General features: G+C 60.1%; 10 protein-coding genes and 2 pseudogenes. 6 read left to right on the top strand and 6 right to left on the bottom strand.

Annotated elements, in window-relative coordinates:
- Positions 1 to 165: 165 nt before the first annotated feature.
- On the top strand, positions 166 to 1,779 hold the full coding sequence (locus BVG12_RS19765; protein WP_075796466.1) for a response regulator: 1,614 nt from the start codon (positions 166 to 168) through the stop codon (positions 1,777 to 1,779).
- 36 nt (positions 1,780 to 1,815) lie between these two features.
- Here the strand turns inward: BVG12_RS19765 and BVG12_RS19760 are convergent, their stop codons facing one another.
- The 3 genes from BVG12_RS19760 to BVG12_RS19750 all read right to left on the bottom strand — a co-directional run bounded on the left by BVG12_RS19760 (position 1,816) and on the right by BVG12_RS19750 (position 11,249).
- Positions 1,816 to 2,277 (bottom strand): response regulator, encoded by a 462-nt coding sequence (locus tag BVG12_RS19760; protein WP_075793894.1) that lies wholly within the window; start codon positions 2,275 to 2,277, stop codon positions 1,816 to 1,818.
- Positions 2,278 to 2,300: 23 nt separating this feature from the next.
- Positions 2,301 to 4,553: an ATP-binding protein gene (locus BVG12_RS19755; protein ID WP_075796465.1), complete on the bottom strand. Its 2,253-nt coding sequence runs from the start codon at positions 4,551 to 4,553 to the stop codon at positions 2,301 to 2,303.
- Between the two features lie 561 nt (positions 4,554 to 5,114).
- A complete protein-coding gene (locus tag BVG12_RS19750; RefSeq protein WP_169926828.1) occupies positions 5,115 to 11,249 on the bottom strand; it encodes an AAA family ATPase in 6,135 nt (2,044 codons plus the stop codon).
- 624 nt (positions 11,250 to 11,873) lie between these two features.
- Here BVG12_RS19750 and BVG12_RS19745 point away from each other — a divergent pair.
- From BVG12_RS19745 to BVG12_RS19735, 3 genes and pseudogenes are all read left to right on the top strand, one after another.
- Positions 11,874 to 12,791, top strand: a pseudogene (locus BVG12_RS19745) (TolC family protein); the annotation flags it as partial.
- A gap of 41 nt (positions 12,792 to 12,832) precedes the next feature.
- Positions 12,833 to 14,383 (top strand): FHA domain-containing protein, encoded by a 1,551-nt coding sequence (locus BVG12_RS19740; protein WP_229503925.1) that lies wholly within the window; start codon positions 12,833 to 12,835, stop codon positions 14,381 to 14,383.
- On the top strand, positions 14,358 to 15,746 hold the full coding sequence (locus BVG12_RS19735; protein WP_075793891.1) for a beta-barrel domain-containing protein: 1,389 nt from the start codon (positions 14,358 to 14,360) through the stop codon (positions 15,744 to 15,746). Before BVG12_RS19740 ends, BVG12_RS19735 begins: the two co-directional genes overlap by 26 nt.
- A gap of 3 nt (positions 15,747 to 15,749) precedes the next feature.
- On the opposite strand, the gene BVG12_RS19730 is transcribed toward BVG12_RS19735, so the two are convergent.
- Both BVG12_RS19730 and BVG12_RS19725 read right to left on the bottom strand, forming a co-directional pair.
- On the bottom strand, positions 15,750 to 16,370 hold the full coding sequence (locus tag BVG12_RS19730) for a hypothetical protein (RefSeq protein WP_075793890.1): 621 nt from the start codon (positions 16,368 to 16,370) through the stop codon (positions 15,750 to 15,752).
- A gap of 1 nt (position 16,371) precedes the next feature.
- The gene (locus tag BVG12_RS19725) at positions 16,372 to 16,959 is read right to left on the bottom strand and encodes a C39 family peptidase (protein WP_083685236.1); all 588 of its coding nucleotides are present in this window, start codon (positions 16,957 to 16,959) and stop codon (positions 16,372 to 16,374) included.
- Positions 16,960 to 17,341: 382 nt separating this feature from the next.
- On the opposite strand from BVG12_RS19725, the gene BVG12_RS33555 reads away from it, so the two are divergent.
- On the top strand, positions 17,342 to 18,142 hold the full coding sequence (locus BVG12_RS33555) for an MOSC domain-containing protein (protein ID WP_179966234.1): 801 nt from the start codon (positions 17,342 to 17,344) through the stop codon (positions 18,140 to 18,142).
- Here BVG12_RS33555 and BVG12_RS19715 read toward each other — a convergent pair.
- Positions 18,024 to 18,266, bottom strand: a pseudogene (locus BVG12_RS19715) (helix-turn-helix domain-containing protein); the annotation flags it as partial. The gene BVG12_RS33555 and the pseudogene BVG12_RS19715 sit on opposite strands and share 119 nt — an antisense overlap.
- 54 nt (positions 18,267 to 18,320) lie before the next feature.
- On the opposite strand from BVG12_RS19715, the gene BVG12_RS19710 reads away from it, so the two are divergent.
- Positions 18,321 to 18,806 carry a hypothetical protein gene (locus tag BVG12_RS19710; protein WP_075793887.1) on the top strand — a complete coding sequence of 162 codons (486 nt, stop codon included), beginning with the start codon at positions 18,321 to 18,323 and terminating at the stop codon, positions 18,804 to 18,806.
- The last annotated feature ends 2 nt before the right edge of the window (positions 18,807 to 18,808 follow it).

Below are 18,808 nucleotides of genomic sequence, written 5' to 3'. Positions count from 1 at the left end.
GGCTGGCCAGCTCAGCAGCGTGGTGATTTTTACATGACATGGTGGTCATATAATCTACTACAAGCGCGCAAATTTGTGTCAGCAACGACACAATGGCTTAAATGGTAAAATTAAAAACATTTAACTTTGCAAATAGCCTTACCTCATCTTATGCCGGCCGTTGCAATGACCGAACGAACATTACAAGACCCCTCGATCCTGCTCATCGACGATGAATCCTTTTCGATGGACATCGTTTCTCATAGCCTCAAAGCGCTTGGGTCGCATAACTTTCGCTTCACAAACGAGCCCACAGTAGCTGTCGAGTTAGCCAAGGAGATTGGGGCGACTGTCGTCTTGGTCGACATGCGTATGCCGGAGATGGATGGGTTTGAGGTGACGCGTCTCCTTCGCGCGGACACTGACACTGAACACGTTGCCATAATCGTATTGTCTTCAGAGGATAACCCGGACATCAAGGCTCACGCGTTTGATGTCGGCGCCAGCGACTACCTCGTCAAGTGGCCGGATAAACGCGAACTGGCCGCGCGTGTTCGATACCATAGCAACTCCTGCGTTGCCCGGCGTCAGCTTGATGCCGCTTTTACTTCCTTGAAGCAAAGTCGAGAAGATCTGGCTGTGAGTCAGTCAGCTCTGCTCCAGTCACAAAAAATGGAAGCCATCGGTCAATTGACTGGCGGTGTAGCCCATGACTTCAACAACGTCCTGCAAATCATCGGCGGCAATCTGCAATTGCTAAAACTGAGCGACGCCGTAAAAGAAAGTGGTAAAGCGCGTGTTGAAACGGCATTGACGGGAGTAAGACGCGGGGCCGAATTGGCGTCGCACCTACTGGCCTTCGCGCGCCGGCAACCCCTTCAAGCCATACCTACAAATCCCGAGCATCTGTTACGCGAAATGGATGACATGACGCGCCGGATGTTCGGACTTAGTCCAAACGTCGTTACCGAAATTTCGTACGGCTTGGGTAACATCCTGGTCGACCCTAATCAACTCCATAACGTCCTTCTGAATCTAGCCATCAACGCGCGTGACGCGATGGCCGGCAGCGGTACGCTCACTATCCGGGCCACCAACGTTGAGCCGCACGATGCCATGCCGCCAGACGTACCCACTGGCCGCTGGGTAATGATCGAAGTCGCCGACAATGGGAAAGGTATGACACCGGAAGTGATGGCACGTGTTTTTGAGCCTTTCTTCACGACAAAGCCGGCAGGACAAGGCACGGGTCTTGGTTTGTCCATGGCTTATGGTTTCGTTAAGCAGTCAGGCGGTGAAATCGCTTTGTCCAGCGCGCTTGGGAAGGGAACAAGCGTGCAGATCTACTTGCCGCGGAGTGATGCAGTGCCAGTATCACAGGAGGTACCAGTTCCAACGCTGGAAGGCGGCCCGGAAACCATTCTCGTAGTCGACGACGAAGACGACGTACGCAAATCTACCTGCGGCGTACTATCGGTACTTGGCTACCGGGTACTGGAGGCGCCCACTGCTTCTTTCGCGGTCGACATAGTCAAAAGTGGAGAGAAAATCGATTTAGTGTTCACCGACGTCGTCATGCCTGGGCCAGTGACCAGCTTGCAATTAAGCGAAGCAGTACGAATCCAGTTGCCGCAAGCCCAGATTTTGTACACATCGGGATACGCCGAAGGCGTGCTCACTCATGAAGGTAAGCTAGAGATTGGCGTCAATCTTTTGCCAAAACCATATGATCTGGATACGCTCAGCGCACGCATCCGCCATCTTCTAAAGAGCAAAAAGAGAAGCGTAGAGCGCGTATAGCTGCTCGACGCAGATGCGCAAATAGCACCACTGATTTCAGCTATTTAACGGCTTTGAGTAACGCTGTGATCCTGGCGGCGGTTCGTTCACTACTGCCCAGAACACTCCAAGGTCAGCGATCGCCCGCAAGAATTCAGTGAATTCGACCGGCTTGACGACATAGGCGTTTACGCCCAGCTCGTAGCTGCGCACGACGTCCTGTTCTTCCTTCGACGACGTCAACATGACCACCGGAAGCGCTTTCAACGCCTCTGTCATGCGCATCTGCTTGAGCACCTCCAAGCCATCCACTTTAGGGAGCTTCAGATCAAGTAAAACGACGGCCGGATAACCTGGCGGACGTTGTGCATATTCGCCACGGCGGTGCAGGTAGTCCAAAGCTTCGGCACCGTCACGCACGACGACGACCTGGTTGGCGAGCTGGCTCCGCGTCAGGGCGATCAGCGCAAGTTCGAGGTCGTTCGGATTGTCTTCGACAAGTAAGATAGGTTTGAGCATGAATTCTTTCGCATATTGCTTCTTTAAGTAAGAGAGTTATATTTAGGCAGTGCGAACGAGAACGTCGCGCCCTGTCCAGGGCTTGACACTGCCCACACGCGGCCTTTATGGCGCTCGATAATACGACGTACGTTGGCCAAGCCAATACCGGTACCCTGGAATTCTTCCATTCGATGCAAGCGCTGGAAGACGCCGAAGAGCTTGTGCACATACTCCATATTGAAACCGGCGCCATTGTCGGCCACATGGAACACTGTTTCGTCAGCGCGATCCTCGATATTAATGCGAATTGCGGCTATTGCTTGCTGCGAAGTGAATTTGACCGCGTTCGACATCAAGTTGAAAATGGCAAGCTGCAAAAACGTGGGATCGGCCCAGACTTCCGGCAGAGATGCAATATCCCATTCAATGTGGCGTCCACGGCATTCTGGTGCTAGCTTCTCATGGCAGGCAGCCACCATTTCGTTCATGTTGATCATCGACGGATGCATTGAAGCACGGCCCATCTGTGAGAAAGACAGAAGGTCATCGACCAGCTTGCCGCCCATGCGCGCAGCTTCCTTGATGTTCTTCAAAAAGCGTTCTCGCTGAAGAATGTCTTCGCTGCCAGCGGATTCGAGAAGCAAATCGGCAAAGCCGACAATGTGGCGCAGCGGCGCGCGCAGGTCGTGCGACACGGAGTAGGAAAACGCTTCAAGTTCCTTGTTTGACCGGGTCAGCTCACCGGCGAGCGAAGCCATTTGCTCGGCACGCTCCAACACGATTCCCAGCAGCGCCGTTCGGAATTCCAGTGCTAATTCGATCTCGCCACTGTGCCAGGGGTGGCTCACACCATGGATAGTCTCGCGCCAGGCAGCAAAGCTGGTGCGTGGCGACAGCTGAACGGGCAAAGGCGATTGGACAGCTGCAGATTGCACCAGTTTGTCGTGCGGATAGCCAGCCCATTCGATCGTGTGCACATATTCGGGGCGAAACCACAACAGGTAGTGTTTGTGGATGCGGGAGATTGGCATCGCCAGCAGACCACTCGCGTTGCGCATCATCTTACTTCCAGGCGGGTAGACACTCGACAAGTGGTCGCTGTGAAACATATCGCCATGGTCATGCAAAGATAACCAGTTGACGAGTTCTTGAATATCGTCGCTCTCTGGCGTATCACCGTAGGTGAGGATGCGATCGTCAACCACGATAGCCGCGCCCGAGGCACGCGCAAAGCGTAGCAGGTCGGGAAAAACACTGGATAGATTCTCGATGAAGTCACTACTTTGGGTCAGGCCTGCCAACATCGACAACATAATGCGCCTCACCTCGAGGCGGAACTGCAGTTCCTGTCCATCCTCGCGCGACTCGATGCAGAGGGCCAGGATCTGGCCAAGCTGCTCGCAAGCGGTGCGCTTCTCGAACGCCACCGGAGCGGCACTTTCGTTGTGGCATGAAATAAGCCCCCATAGCTTGCCTTTGACCATCAGTGACACCGACATCGAGGCCATCGTGTTCATATTGCGCATGTACTGCAAGTGCACGGGCGACACACTGCGCAATACGGCGAATGACAAATCGTTGGGCTTGCCCGTTTTCGGATTAACGGGTGGTAGTAAGGGGGTAGGACTGTATCTGGCATCCTGAATCAGACGGATGCGAGAAAGGGCATACAATTCGCGCGCTTGAGCTGGAATGTCCGATGCCGGAAAGTGCTGTCCCATGTAGGAAGCGTAGGTGTCGTCCTTAGCCTCCGCAGTCACGTGACCGTGACCGTCGGCGTCGAATTTATACACAAGGACGCGACCGTAGCCAGTGACTGAGCGGACGTGCTGACATGCTAGCTGGGCGAGAGATTCGAGACAAGTCGTATCGTTGACCTTGAGCAGGAAGTCGCCGATCAGCGGATAAAGCTCACGGAAATCGGTTGGATAAGATCGGTCGACTGGTTCAAACTCCATGACGATCACTTCGTCCCACCGATGACCCAGCACATCGAAGTGCAATCCATTCCCTGTGGTCACAGTGTCTACGTAGAACGGCCGGTTACCTAATTGGGAAGATAATCTGAACGCCACGTTCTGTGTAGCCTCCTCGCCGATTAGTTCTGCAAGAGGCCGGCCGAGTGCGTATTCCGCTGTGCAACCTGTCCAGCTGGAGAGGTTCGCACTGGCTTGAAGTACTTCAAGGCCCTCAGTAAGTGTCAGTAGGAAGCCATGCGGCTGGATGCTGCCAGGGGTACGAATCGGCTCCTTGTCGCAGTTCGACAAGTCGATGGTTGGACCGATAGTGCTCATATATTCAGGGGACAGCTTACGGTCCAAAGCTTGATGACCTGTTATTCTACACGGCTTCTTCTACGGTCCTTAAACTTCAACTGCTTCACCCGGATTGCCACCATCATGACAATAATCCGATTCTGTTAGGTATTCTAAATTTCCAATGACACGCGCGACGATTGCATAAATGTGTCGCGTTTGCCAATCGACAGCGGATTGCATGCTTGCATCTACTCTCTGATCAGAAGTTGACTGGTCCGAAGGTTTTTCCATGGCTCGTCAGCGTTTGCAAGGGTCTTGGAACAGATCAAGACACGTTGACACGATGCGACCAAGGCACGAGGCGGATCGTGACGCTGCCCTTACGTGCTAGCGAACTCAAATTCTAGGCTGACCGATCGGTAGGAAATTGATGCAATTTGGAATGCCAGATTCGTAGATCAGCAAGGTACGCCGTTGTGCGAGATGCTGGCGATAAAATTCCACGCAAAGCTACTTGCGACCGGGTGCATCAGACTTCGAACGGCAAGCTGTTCCAGCCCGTTCATCGAGGCGCTCGGATTGAGGCACAACTTCATCTTACTCGCTCAACTGGAGTAGCGCACGGAGCGACTCCAGTGTGACTGGCTTGACCAAGTGATCGTCGAAACCTGACGCCAGCGCCCGCTCCCGGTCCTCCTTCTGACCATAGCCGGTGACAGCGACTAGGCGCAAAGCCGAAGTTGTGTGTTGCGACCGCAGGCGTCGCGCGATTTCGTAACCGTCCATGACGGGCAGTCCGATATCGAGAAAAAGTATGTCGGGCTTCAGGCGCGTCGTTGCCTCGAGTGCCTCGACGGCTCCGTAGACGGTATCGACGCAGTGTCCATCAAGCTCTAGCAACATCGCCAGGGTATTTGCTGCATCGATGTTGTCGTCGACAATGAGGATGCGCCGCGCCGTCGACAACGTCGGGGAAAAGATGGCGGCCTCCACTTGCGCCTGAGGCGCCGGCACCCGCGGCAGACAAATGATGAACGTCGCTCCCTGGCCGATGCCGTCGCTCAAGGCTTTCACCGACCCCTGGTGCATTTCGATCAGGCGCTTGACCACCGACAGGCCGATACCGAGTCCGCCCTGCGAACGATCGAGCGTACGCGCGCTCTGCACAAACAGGTCGAACAGCGAAGGTAGGATGTCAGCCGGGATCCCGGCGCCGTTGTCGATCACGTTGATGCTGACGTCTTCTTCGGACTCGAAGATGTCCAGTCTAATCTCGCCGCCCTTGTCCGTATATTTAGCCGCGTTATGAATGACGTTCGAGATCGCCTGTACCAACCTTGTCTTATCGCCTTCCACATATAAAGCTCGCGCGGGCTTAGATAGCAGCAAGCGATGTTCCTTCTCCTGAACCAAGGCTTGCACCGTTTCCAATGCCTGTTGCACCAATTCGCCGATCTCGACCGGCGCCTTTTCCAGCGTCACCAGGCCGCGCGAAATGCGCGACAGGTCTAGCAAGTCGTCAACTAGGCGCGTCAATTGCCTGGTTTGCCGCTTGAGCAACGCGCACAGTGCATCCGCCCGTGCCCCACCAGCGCCGCTTCGCGCCATCAATTCGCCTGCGTTGCTGATCGAAGCGAGTGGGTTGCGCAGTTCATGCGCTAGCATCGCAAGGAAATCGTCTTTTTGGCGATCAGCCTGACGCAGCGCTGCTTCGGCGCGTGCGCGCTCGGAGGCGATCGAGGTCCGAGCGGCGACCTCGCGGATCAGGTCCACCTCGTCGCTCGACCACGGGTGCGGACGCCTATCATATGCGCCGATCCCTTGCACGGTACCATCTCCGTCGCTCGTTGGCACGTAGACGACTGCCATTATGTCGAGCGCGAGAAAGGTGGCGCGCTGCTCCTGGGTTAACCTACAATCGGCCTCGACGTCTCCGATCAAAACCGGCTCTCCGCGCACAAGCGCGCCCCGCAGCATGGAATCAGTATCGTCCAGGGCCAAGGGCGCAATGGATTCCGGCAATGTCGCGCCATCCGGATGGACTAGTTCGACGACGTAGACTTGTCGACCGGCGGCATCGCGCTCGATCCTAAAATAGAAGGTACGAGATAGGCTGGCATGTTCGTGCAGCAGTCTCAGCGCAGCCTCGCGCATTGCGTCCGGATCGGAGAGCGAACGCAACGCATCGCTCAACATGAGCAACAATGCCTGGCGGCTCTCGGCACGCTTCAGCCCCAATTCTGCCTTGTCGCGCGCTGCGATCTCGTTAGTCAGCTGGCGAGTACGATTCGAAACGCGCTCTTCTAGCTCACCGGCCAAAGACTGCATCTTCGTAAGAAGCCTGCTGTTTTCGAGAGAAATAACCGCTTGCGCCGCTAGCACCCGCCCGACCTCGACCAGCTCGAATGCAAATGCGTCCACCATTGCATTGTTTTCTAGATAGATCAAACCTACCATTCTAGCCTGCTTCATAAGCGGAATGCACAAGACAGAATGCACCTGGCGCCGCAATACCACTGGATCGCGTGCGAATAACCCGGCGGCAGCCGCATCGGCTAGCAGCACGACTTCCTTAGTGCGCTGAACGTAACGCAGTATGGCCGCCGGAACGTCGGAGCAGTCCTCTAGAGATGCCTCGGCGAGCGACACGACCATGTCTCCAGCCGCCTCTACGCGCGCATGGATCTTCAGGAAGTCATTGGCGGCGAGTGCAAGCACCCCACGCTGGGCCCCAGCGACCTCGACAACAACGCGAAGGATCTGTTCGAACAGCCGCTCTGGTGTGGTCTCGCTCGAGATGGCTTGAGACGCTTTGATAAGCGCCATGTGGTCAATCGAGTTTGGTGAGCGCGACGTCGGTGCGTCTGCGCTCAGCGCTTGCGGAAATTCCGCCTCGAGCGCACGTACTTTCGCTGTCGCCCCCCACCGGCGATAACGATCATGAGCCGCTTTCAAGTGCACGGCGGCAAACGCTGGTTCGTGCTCGGCGAGCAGGAAACGCGCGCGAAGCTCATGGGCGATCGCTTCATCTTGGACAAAGCGCTGGCGTTCGGCCCCGGCTATCGCACTGCGGTAGAGCCCCGACGCATCGGCGCCTCGTCCTTCCAGCCGGGCGATCTCGGCTTCAACTAACGAAGCCTTGTGCGTGAAATTCTCCGCGCAGTGTCGGGCCCAGTTGACCAATTGGTCACGTAATTCGCCCAAGCGGGCTACGGACTCCGCACACTTCTCGGCAGTAGCCACGTTTGTTGCAGCGGCTGCAGTCGTGAGCGCGGTGTAAAAGACGTGCTCGGCCGACGTGATCATGCCGACTATCCCCCCTGCGATGTGCTTTCGTGCCTCCGCAGAGTACACCAAGGCGTTTCCATGGTCGCCCATCAGATAAGCGAGCTGGAGCTTGGTAACCCAGAAGTGTCCGAGCGCGGTCGCATGACCTTGCGCCTCGGTCAGGAAACGCGCTTCGTCGAATGTCTCGTCCGCGAAGCTTTCTGGCAGCGACGTAGCGCCGGTAAGCGCGCGTGCAATCTGCCTGTATGGAATCGCGATCTCTACACTGGTCCGATTATTCTGCGCGGTCGCGAAATCCAGCGCGACCTCGGCCTCGTCGAGCAGATCAACCAATGGCAGTCCCGCGGGCAGCGCGTTGATGAGGACGGAATTCAAGTTGAAAGCGGCGAAGGCAAGCTCGCCGGATTCTACACCAGCCCGGAAACCTTCCTGCAACAACGGCAATCCGGTGCGTAGCGGCGCCTTCCAATGGTGGACAAGCACGCCATAGACTTCGAGCGTCCGGCATTCTTCAGCGCGGTTGCCGAAGCGCTGCGCCAGCGCCATAGCCAGTTTGCCGAAAGCATAGCCGACATCGTACTGACCGGTCAGCGCATTGTGTATGCCTCCATATAGCACAAAGGCAAAGGCGGAATAAGGCGAGGGGCCGTGCACGAAAGTCAGATTCACGGCGCGGCTCTGGAGGAAAGTTAACACCGGGGCACCACTGAAATAGGCGGGTGCGCCGAGCAATGACAACAGATGCATGCTCGCGCGAATGTCCGCGTCCTGCACGACAGGCGCGTCGACCAGGGCATTGATGTCGCCCGAATCCAAATTCCGTATGACGTCCGCTACTTCAGCCTGGATCGCTTCCACCAAGCCGTCGAGAGGCCATTCCAGTCCAAACACCGACAAGCCTACCCGTCCCCAATGGAGGGCACGATCCCAGTCGCTAGCGACTGTGGCGGCAAGGACGCGCAGCCCATACAGCTCTGCCTTGGCGACCTTGGATGGAGCGTGTCCGAGCGCGATCTCGACCGCTGCTTCAGCCGTGTCGGGCTCGCCCGCCAGATATGCACTTTCCGCCAATTCGCGGTAAACCTGAAAAGCGACCTCAGGACGCTCGATCCAGGCTTGTGCGCCCAGCATGCGACGGGCGGCAGACAGATACTCGAATGCCGCGCGATAGGCTGCGGACGCTTTGGCCTTTCGGCCGGCAGCGAGGTTGAGGTCGACCAACGCCACACGTTCGCCATCGTCGACGACCTGCGCTTGCCCGAGATTGAACTGATCAACGACATCGAACAACTTGTCGTCCGGAAGCCTGCCTGGTGGGTTCAAAAGCCGGCGTCCAATGGAAAGGTGCAGGGCTTGTCGTTCTTGTTCGCCGAGCCGGCCGTAGGCTGCCTGTTGCACGCGGTCGTGCGCGAAGTGCATTGATGGCTTCCCGTCGGCCCAGTCGCTTTCCATAGACACTGCGAATGCATCGCTCGACTGCACCAGCAGTCCGTCGTCGAATGCGGATCGGAGCTGTTCTGTGAGGTCTTGGGGCATCACGTCGGTTAAGTCCGACAACATCGCGAGATCAAAGCGGTGGCCTATACAGGCACCGATTTCAAGTAGTCGTCTGGCCTGCGGCGGCAACTGCTCGATCGCAAGTACCATCATATCGAGCACGTTGTCCGATATCGGCGCCTGCTCGATTTCGGTGGCATTCCAACGCCAGCATCGTGCTTGCCGATCGAAGTGGATCAAGTCCTGTGAACACATTTGGTGAAGCAGGCGTCGAATGAAGAATGGATTGCCTGCAGATTTGCGGATCAGCAGATCGACCAAGACATCCTGTCGTGCAGCATCTTTACCAAAGGTGTCGGCTGAGAGCTGCGCAATCGCGCCGGCGCACAGCGGCGCCAGATGGATCATGTGAAAATTGCATCCCACGTCGCGAAGCCCGGTGAGTGCCCGCGCCAGCAGGTGGGACGGACCGACTTCACCATCGCGATAGGCACCGATGATCATCAGGTGGCGGCTGGCGGCGTCGGCAGCGCACTGAGTGATGAGCTGAAGCGATGCTGCGTCCACCCATTGCAGATCATCCAGGAAAAGAACAAATGGATGCCCGGGCTTTGCAAAGACACGCAGGAAGCGTGCGATGAGCATCTGGAACCGATTACGTGCTTCGACCGGGCCGACCTCGGACACCTCGGGCTGCGGTCCCAGAATGCGCTCGAGTTCCGGCACGATGCCAATCAAGAGTCTGCCGTTGGGAGTTACAGCGTCCTCGATGCGTTCGCGCCAAGCTTGGAGGGCCGCCTCGGACTCCGTCAAAAGCTGCCTCACGAGACCGCGCAGCGCGTCGGCGAGACCCGAGAACGGAACACTGCGCTGGAGTTGGTCGAACTTACCTGCTGCGTAGTAACCGTGGTGATCGCCGACCGACGCACCAAGACGATCTACGAGGGCCGATTTGCCGATTCCAGGACCGCCGGTGACGAGCACGAGTTCACGTTCCCCCGCCGAAACGCGTGCGAACGCGGCGGTCAGCTTATCCAGCTCATCATCGCGGCCATAAAGCTTATCGGGGATGGTCAGTGAACGCGGAGCCTCATGCGCGGCGAGCGGAAACGACTGGATCGTTCCATCTTGTAGCCATTGGCGTTTGGCTTCGCGTAAATCTGCAGTCAACGCTTGCGCACTCTGGTAGCGGTCGTTGGGTTCCTTTTCGAGCAGCTTGAGCAAGATGTTTGAAAGAACACTCGGCACTTGCGCATCAAGCTCATCTGGCGGCTTCGGGCGACGCGCGATCTGGGCATGTACTAGTGCGACCGTGTCGTCTTCCAGAAAGGGTGGCAATCCCGTTAGTAGATGATAAAGCGTGGCGCCCAAGGAATACAGGTCTGCGCGCCGATCGACCGATTTTCCTGTACGGCCGGTCTGCTCTGGCGACATATAAGCCAGCGTCCCTTCGAGCTCGTTTGGGTTCGGGCTCGCCAGCGCAAGAATCGGCAACGTCCGCGCTAGACCGAAGTCGCATAGTGTCGCGATCCCGGTCTGGGAATTCCAGACGATGTTGCCCGGATGAATGTCACGATGGATGACCTGTGCTTCATCGAGTCGAGAAAGCGTTTCGCCAAGTTGGGCGGCAATTTCCAGGAACAGCTGGATGGAAACCGGCCCCGATTCGCAAACACGTGCGAGGCTGGCGCCACCCAGGTCGTCCATCGCCATGCCGATGTCATGTCCAGTTTCGACCAGTCCAAGAACCTTAACGATACCTGGCAGGTTCAGCTGATGGAGCATCTCAAACTCAGACCTCAACCTTGCAAGCGCATTTGCCTCTGCTACGGCACTCACCTTGATCACGATAGAGGTGTCACATCGCCCGTCCCTGTACAGCAAATGACGCGGTCCTGTATGAATTCCTTCAAGTTGTGACAAGTCATCGTAGAGACCAGGTCTCAAGTCTGGCCGTCCTAGTTCCCTACCGTCATGCATGGCAAACCCTTATCGCGGCAAAACGCGTTCGTGACCTTTGTGGTACAGGGAGCGATCTTCTGACTTACTGCAGCATGATGCGGTTGCGCTGTCGCCCCGGCCTTCTGCCGCTCCAAATGTTAAATATTATATAGGGATTCACATCTAAACCATTGGTGGAGTTTTTCGAAGGTAAAAAGGTACATTCACCTCAAAAGAGCGCGTGCTGAACGACCGTATAGGAACTCCTAATCTGCAAGTATCCTGTCTTCAGGCAGGTTAGGTACGACTACGGTCAGAAAAATTAAGCACATAGCCACTACCCATACCAAGCAGTTTTTCGAGCTTACGACGTACACTACCGCTAAGGTCAGACACTTATTTCTCCTCGTTCACTTGGGGGTGAATCATGCGCGCGATCAATTTCAAAGGTAGTAAGCAAAATTAAAAACCCATGCGGCCAGAGCATGGCACACATGGGCTGCGTTATGATCAAGCTATTCTTCAGATGGAAATATCAAACATCAACATTGATCTGTCAAAATTGACAAACTTGGCGCACATTTGACAAACATAATTAGCCTTTGACAGACATAATTTGATCTTGTCAATTTAAAACTCGTGTCGGACGTGTCGACGACCTATTTCCAGATCCTGCAATTCGACGAGCAGATCGAACAACAGCGGCAGACGCTGGCCAGGAACCGCGACATTCTCGCCACGTACCAGGCGATGGAGCAGAACGGCCTCATTCCGCACACGCGCGTGCTGCAGCAGTCGGCCGAGGTCAACCGCCTGTCCACGGAGCTGATCGAATTGCAGCGCCTGCGCGCGCTGGCCGGCAATGCGCTGGCGACATTGATCGGCGTACCGGCCGGCGATTTCCAGGTCCCTGCCGGCCGCTTGCAGGAACGGGTGCGGGTGCCGGAGGTGCCGGGCGGCCTGCCGTCGCAATTGTTGAAACGCCGGCCCGACGTCGTCGCCGCCGAGTACCGCGTGCTGGAAGCGTACGACCTGACGGGGCAGGCCAAGCTGGCGCAACTGCCGTCGATCAGCCTGACCGGGCGCGGCGGCACGTCCAGCTTCGCGCTGTCCTCGCTGTTGAAATCGTTCACGTTCGGGCTGCTGCCCAGCATTAATTTTCCGATCTTCGATCCGGGCGTGAAGGCGCATGTGAAAACGAGCGAGGCGCAGACAAAGGTGGCCGAACAGGCTTATCGGCAGACCGTCATGGCCGCGTTCGAGGATGTCGAAAACGCGCTGGTGAACCTCGAGGCGCACAAGAAGCAGCGCGCCGAGCTGCAGCAGCAGGTCGACCAGCTGCGCCTGGTGGCCACCACGACGGACGAGCAGCGCAAGGAGGGTGTGGCGTCGCAATTGGAGGTGTTCGAGACGGAGCGTTCCCTGCTGGGCGCGCAACTGGCGCTGCTCGCCAACCAGCAGCAGATCCTGTCCGACACGGTGACCTTGTACAAAGCCCTGGGCGGCGGCTGGCCGCCGGTGGAGGTGGCCGATGCGGCGCGCCATTGAAAGCTGCCCCGATGGCGCCTGACGACGCCCTGGTGAGCAAGATGCACGCGTCCCCGCAACGCGTCGGGATCGTGCTCGAGCCGCTGAATCACCCCGAGCTCGGGCCGGTCGCCATCGACGACGGCCTGTTCGCCATCGGCCGTACCGAGCAGCCGTTTGCCGGCTATCCGTCCGACATCGTGGCTGACCTGTCGCGCCGCCATGCGCGCATCTTCGTCGAGGGCGGCGACGCCTACCTGGCGGACCTGGGCAGCAAGAACGGCACCACCGTCAACGGCGTACCGGTGCGGCACACGATCGTGCGGCTGCATGACGGCGACGAGATCGGCCTGGCGCGCGTGCTGACCTATCGCGTGCGGCTGCAGGCGGCGGCGCAGCCATCCACGCCCGCCGCGCGGCTCGCCAGCCTCACGCTCGAACCGGAGCGGCCGGAGCTCGGGCTGGAACCCATCGTCATCACCCGCTTCCCCTTCCTGATCAGCAAGGTCGACGACGCGTTCGCCCGCTACAAGGACAAGGAACCGCACCAGGTCGGCTACCTGTCGCGCCGCCACGCCCATTTGTTCCTCAAGGGCGGCGTGCCGTACGTGGAAGACCTGGGCAGCACGAACGGCACGTTCATCGGCGCGGTCCGGCTCGACGAGCATGCGCACGCGCTCGAGGATGGCGACGTGCTCGCGTTCGGCGGCCACCACTTCGTCTATCGCGTGCACCTGCAATGGGAGCAGATCGGCCCCGAACCGACCGTCACCCGGGTGTCCGTCCCGCCCGCGGCCCCCGCCGCGGCCATGGACGCGGACCATACGACCTTCGTCGCCTCCGCCGGTTCCTTCCTCGACATCTTTTGCGCCGACGACCCTGCCCCCGCGCAGGAGGATGAAGTCAATCCCGCCGGGATGGCGCCCGCCGCCGAACCTTTCACGGGCGCGCGCGGCAAGGCGGCATTGATGGCGGCCGGCCTGCTGGACGCGATGGGGGCCGCCGGCGACGCCGGCCAGGCGCGCCTGCGCCGCTGGCTGGCCGTGCTGGGCGCGCTGGCCGTGGCGGCCGTGCTGCTGTTTCATTTCGCCGGTGCGCCGGAGCGTGCGTTGCAGGGCCTGGTCGACGGCGGCGATTTCGCGACCGCGGCCCGGCTCGCCGACGATCGCCTCGCGCGCGATCCGGACAATGCCGACGTCAAGTCGCTGGGCACGGAAGCGTTATTAAAAGCCGAACTGCCGCAGTGGATGGCGGACGTCAAGGCGCAGCGTTTCGACCGCGCCGCGCAAGCCGTGGCACGCATGCGGCATCTGAGCCGCAACAATGCGGACGCCAAGCCGCTCGTGGCGGAAATCGCCTGGATCGGCGACGTGGAGCAATTCGCCCACGCGCGCGGCGGCGCGGATGCGCCGGTCCACGATCCGGCCGACGGGGCGCGCCTGCGCCGGATACTGCGGCAATGGCAGGACGACCAGCAGACGCACCAGCGCGTGTTCGCGACCATCTCCGCGTATGTGCCGGCGTTTCGCGACACGTATGCGCAGGCGGCCAGCGACCTGCGCAAGCTGGCGCTGGCGGGAGGCGGCGATGGCAACGACCAATCCACCGAATAAAAGCGCGCCGCGGCCATTGATCGGCGCGCTGGAAGACCACAGCGACGAGGGCATCGGCATCCTGACGGCCACGCCCGCACGGTTGGCGCACCTGGCCATCTACGTGATGGTGGCGCTGGTGCTGGCCGGGCTGGCGTGGTCGTTCTTCGGCCGCGCCGACGTGCTCGTCATGGCGCCGGGCACGCTGGTGCCGGCGTCCGAAGTGCGGCGCCTGTACGCGCCGATCGACGGCGAACTGGCGAACATTTATATCGCCGAGGGCCAGCCCGTGCTCAAGGGCGACGTGGTGGCGCGCCTGTATGCGCGCGGCGCCATCGAGGCGGCGCGCAATGCGCTCGAGGCGCGCCTCAAGCTCGAAGACGCCGAACGCGAATGGAAGGAATTCCCGCAAAAGAAAGCGTTGCTGGACCAGCGCGTGGCCGCGCTCAAGGAAGCGATGGATACTGAAGAACGCCAGCACGAGCGCCGCCTGGCCGAAGGCACGAGCCGTCTCGCCGCCGGGCAGCGCGCGCAGTCGCAGGAGGCGCAGACGAACCTGCAAGATGCGCGCCGCGCCCGCGATGCGGCGCGCGACGAGGCGGCCAAGTACGAGCGGCTGTTCGCGCTGCCCGGCGGCGGCGGGGTCTCGCAGCTGCAGGTCGAGAGCAAGAAGAATGCGCTGCAGGCGGCCGAGAACGCGGTGCGCGTGGCGGAATCGCGCGTGAGCGAACTCGCGGCGCGCCAAGGCCTGGAAACCACCGAGGCCCGCTCGCAGCTGGAGACGAGCGGCCAGCAGCTGGCCAGCCTGCGCCTGCAATACGAAGCGGCGACGCGCGAGGCGACCAACGTCGAGGAAAAACTCAGGTTGCAGGTGCAGACGGCGCGGCTCGTGGCGGACGCGGCGTCGCGCATCCAGTTCGAGAACATCGACAAGGACAATTTCCTGCGCATCCTCGCGCCCGTGGATGGCGTGATCACGGACGTGACGTCGACCCAGCCTGGCGACAAGATCCAGGCCAACACGCCGCTGGGCGGCATCGTGCCGAAGAACACGCGGCCTATCCTTAAAATCGAGATCGCCGAGCAGGACCGCGCCTTCCTGCGCGAGGGCCTGCCGGTGCAACTCAAGTTCAACGCCTTCCCCTATCAGCGCTACGGCATCATCAAGGGCACGCTGCAGACCATCGCGCCGGCCACGCGGGCGTCGCCGCAGACGCGATTACCCGTGTACGAAGGTCGTGTCGCCCTCGACCGCGACCACTACACGGTGGGCGACACGTCGTACCCGCTGCGCTACGGCATGACGGCGAGCGCGGAAATCGTCGTGCGCAAGCGCCGCCTGATCGACCTGGCCTTCGACCCGTTCCGCCAGCTCGGCGGCTAACGGTTACTGCGGCAAGCCGTTGTAGCCTTCGGACGCTGCCTTGAGCTGGAGGAAGACGACGTCCGCCGGCAGCGTTTCGCCTGCCCGCAGCTTGGTGCGCGGATCGTCCATGACGGGCGTCAAGAGAAGTTTGCCTTCGACCCGGTTCGCGACGAAATACGCCTTCATGGCGGGCACGTGCACGACGAAATCGCCGGCGCCGTGACGATATCGGCTGACGAGCCGCGCCACGGCCGCATTGCCCAGTTCGGACGCGCGCCAGCCCTCGCGCGATCCCATGACGAAGATCGACGTGGCCACGCGGTCGCCGACCTTGACGGGGTACAGGTCGCGCCGGATATCGACGAGCAGCGTTTCGGGATTGGTCTGCTCGTTGAAAGCGCGCAGGGCGTCGAGCCGGACCTGGAAGACCTGCAGCGGTTCGCCGAGCGTTGCCTGGCGCGCCTCGTCGACCGAATCGAAACCCAGCGCCGCGTAGTTGCCGGCATTGACGACTTGCCGGAGCGTGGCCAGCCCGTGCTGGGCGGCGGTCGCCTGGCTGTTGCTGGGACGGGGTTGGCTCGTCTGGCATCCGCCCAGGACGCAAGCCATCGCAACGATCAACGCGAAAGGAAGTTTGCGCATGTCAGTCACCTTTGTACGTGATGTTGTAATAGTCGTTCCAGTGGGTGTGGTAGCCGGGGCTGCTGACGTAATCGGCATAGGTGATGATGCTTTCGGTGCCGCCGGTCAGCGTATTCAGATCCGTATAAGGCTCGGGATCGTTGATATCCACATATTGCACGCCATTGACGGTGAAATAGCCTTTTACGACCATCATATGGCCGCCGCCGCCCGGCCAATGCCAGCTGAATGCGATCGGTTTCTTTTTGCAATAAATCTGCGATTTGATTTGGCTGAAAGTGAGGGCGGTATCGGACGTTTGATCGGCCGAAAAACCGTATTTCTCGTATTCCGGCCAACCGCCGTTATTGCAGCTTCCGGAATTATTCACGCAACACGTCGTGAGCCCGAAACGGTTATTCGCCTCCACGCATTGGGCAACGTCATGGCCCAGGAAACGCATGGTCATCTGGCCACTTGCTGCCCAGCACCAGTTCGACGCCTGCTGCGGTAACTTCGGGACGTCGATCGTCGCCACCAGCGGTGGATTACAACAAGCGGATAAAGTTCCCAATATAAAAAGTCCGCAAAACATATGTGCGCTTTTCATTACAGCGACCCTCCAGCAAATCAATTATTAATGTCGGGAATGATTCAGCCCAGACGCGGCATAAAATAATCCCTCCTGCTAAAGGTATATGCAGATCGATGGCGGACCCAACCATATTCCCGTGATCTGTTGAGGCTGCTCATTTGGCCGATTTCATTTTCTTCCCGGCCATGGATGCAATATCATCTTGCTGATGGTCTATCCATTCCAGGTCGCCCAGGCGCTCCCATTGCTGATCCCGCCTGCCCTGTACACGTTGGGCGCACGGAAGTTCCCGCGATCGGCGCCATCGTTGACCGGCCTGGTGCGCGCGCCGCTGTGTCATCCGCAACGGCCGCGCATGTGTCAGACTTCGTCATCGCCTATCGACACGGACACCGCCATGGACATCGGACGGATCGAAGCTCTGGCCCTGCGCGCCAGCCTGGCCGCGCCTCCCGCGCGCGTGGAGCGCGTGCACGCCATCGCCGGCATGGGGCTGGACGGCGACGTGCATGCCGACCCGCTGTCGCCGCGCCAGCTGCTGCTGGCCGGCACGGATGCGTACGACGCGTTCGCGCTGCCGCCGCATACGTTGCGCGAAAACCTGCTGGTGGATCTCGACACGTCCAGGCTCGCGTCCGGCACCGTGCTGCAGGTCGGTGAGAACGTGCTGCTGCGCCTGATGTTCCAGTGCGAAGCGTGCGGGCATCTGGACGCCCGCCGGGCTGGTTTGTCCGCGCGCATCGGCACGCGGCGCGGCATGCTGGCGCGCGTGCTGCGCGGCGGAGATATCCGTCCGGGCGACCGCATCCGCAGCGCGGGTCCGCCGCTGCCGGCGTGGTCCGACGACTGGCGCGAACGCCTCGTGCACGTGCTCGACACGTTGCCGCCCAGGAGTGTGATCACCTATAAACGGCTAGCCCAGCTGGCGGGCGTCGCGTCGAGTTATTGCCGCGCCTTCCCGGGCATCATCGCCCGGCTCGGGCCGTTCTATGCGGGCAGGGCGGTGCCGACGCAATCGGATATCGCCTTGCCGCGCTGGGATGGGCGTGAGTTGTTCGAACAGGCGCCGTGTGATGCGTTCAGTGTGACGAGACAAACTCGGCGCCTGGAAACGCTGGGGGAATGGCAAAGTGTGCCCGCATCCGACTCGCCTCCGCTGCCGGGGGCAAGCCGAACAGCCGCCCGAATCCCCGACTGAACTGCGACAGACTCATATAGCCCACGGCATGGCACGCCGCTTCCGCAGTCAGATCCTGGCGCACCATCAGCAGACGGGCCTGATGCAGCCGCGTCGACTTCAGGTATTGCATCGGCGACGTTTGCATGGGCCGGCAGCACGCCGGTGCCGCTCAGCAGGCCCAACGCTTGACCGGACATTGTTCACGCCCACGCAGCCGCAGGGGATGATGCCGGGCGAGGGCGCCGCCGGCCTGCTGCTGGCCGGGGCCTGCGACGGCGGGGCCGTCGCGCTGTTGACGCCACCCGAGCAGGTACAGGACGATGCAACGGCCGACGTGCGCAGGCGCGACGGTGCGCGCGTGCTCGAGGCGCTCGTCGAGCGCGTGCTCGCGCGTGCGGACGTCGCGTCTAGCGACGTGGCGATGATCGTCGCCGACACCGGGCACCGGTCGCGCTATGTGCTCGAACTGATGGAATATGCGTCCGCCGCGATGCGACAGCGGGGCGGCAGCGCGGACGTCGTGCGCGTGGACGCGACGGGCGGCTACAGCGGCATCGTCTCGTTCGTGACGGCGCTCGCGCTGGCGTCCCATTACGCGGTCGGGCGCCAGGCGCCTGTCCTGTGCATCGCCAACGAGGTACCCGGCCGCCGTCTCGCCGCGCTCGTGGGGCCGACGGTGTGATG

It is taken from the genome of Massilia putida (assembly GCF_001941825.1).
GTDB classification, from domain to species: Bacteria; Pseudomonadota; Gammaproteobacteria; order Burkholderiales; family Burkholderiaceae_D; genus Telluria; species Telluria putida.
This window is presented reverse-complemented; position numbering and strand designations above follow the sequence as displayed.

Coding starts and splice junctions, on each gene's coding strand:
- BVG12_RS19765 (WP_075796466.1), top strand. CDS start 166: ATGACCGAACGAACATTACAAGACCCCTCGATCCTGCTCATCGACGAT.
- BVG12_RS19760 (WP_075793894.1), bottom strand. CDS start 2,277: ATGCTCAAACCTATCTTACTTGTCGAAGACAATCCGAACGACCTCGAA.
- BVG12_RS19755 (WP_075796465.1), bottom strand. CDS start 4,553: ATGAGCACTATCGGTCCAACCATCGACTTGTCGAACTGCGACAAGGAG.
- BVG12_RS19740 (WP_229503925.1), top strand. CDS start 12,833: ATGCACGCGTCCCCGCAACGCGTCGGGATCGTGCTCGAGCCGCTGAAT.
- BVG12_RS19735 (WP_075793891.1), top strand. CDS start 14,358: ATGGCAACGACCAATCCACCGAATAAAAGCGCGCCGCGGCCATTGATC.
- BVG12_RS19730 (WP_075793890.1), bottom strand. CDS start 16,370: ATGCGCAAACTTCCTTTCGCGTTGATCGTTGCGATGGCTTGCGTCCTG.
- BVG12_RS19725 (WP_083685236.1), bottom strand. CDS start 16,959: ATGAAAAGCGCACATATGTTTTGCGGACTTTTTATATTGGGAACTTTA.
- BVG12_RS33555 (WP_179966234.1), top strand. CDS start 17,342: ATGGACATCGGACGGATCGAAGCTCTGGCCCTGCGCGCCAGCCTGGCC.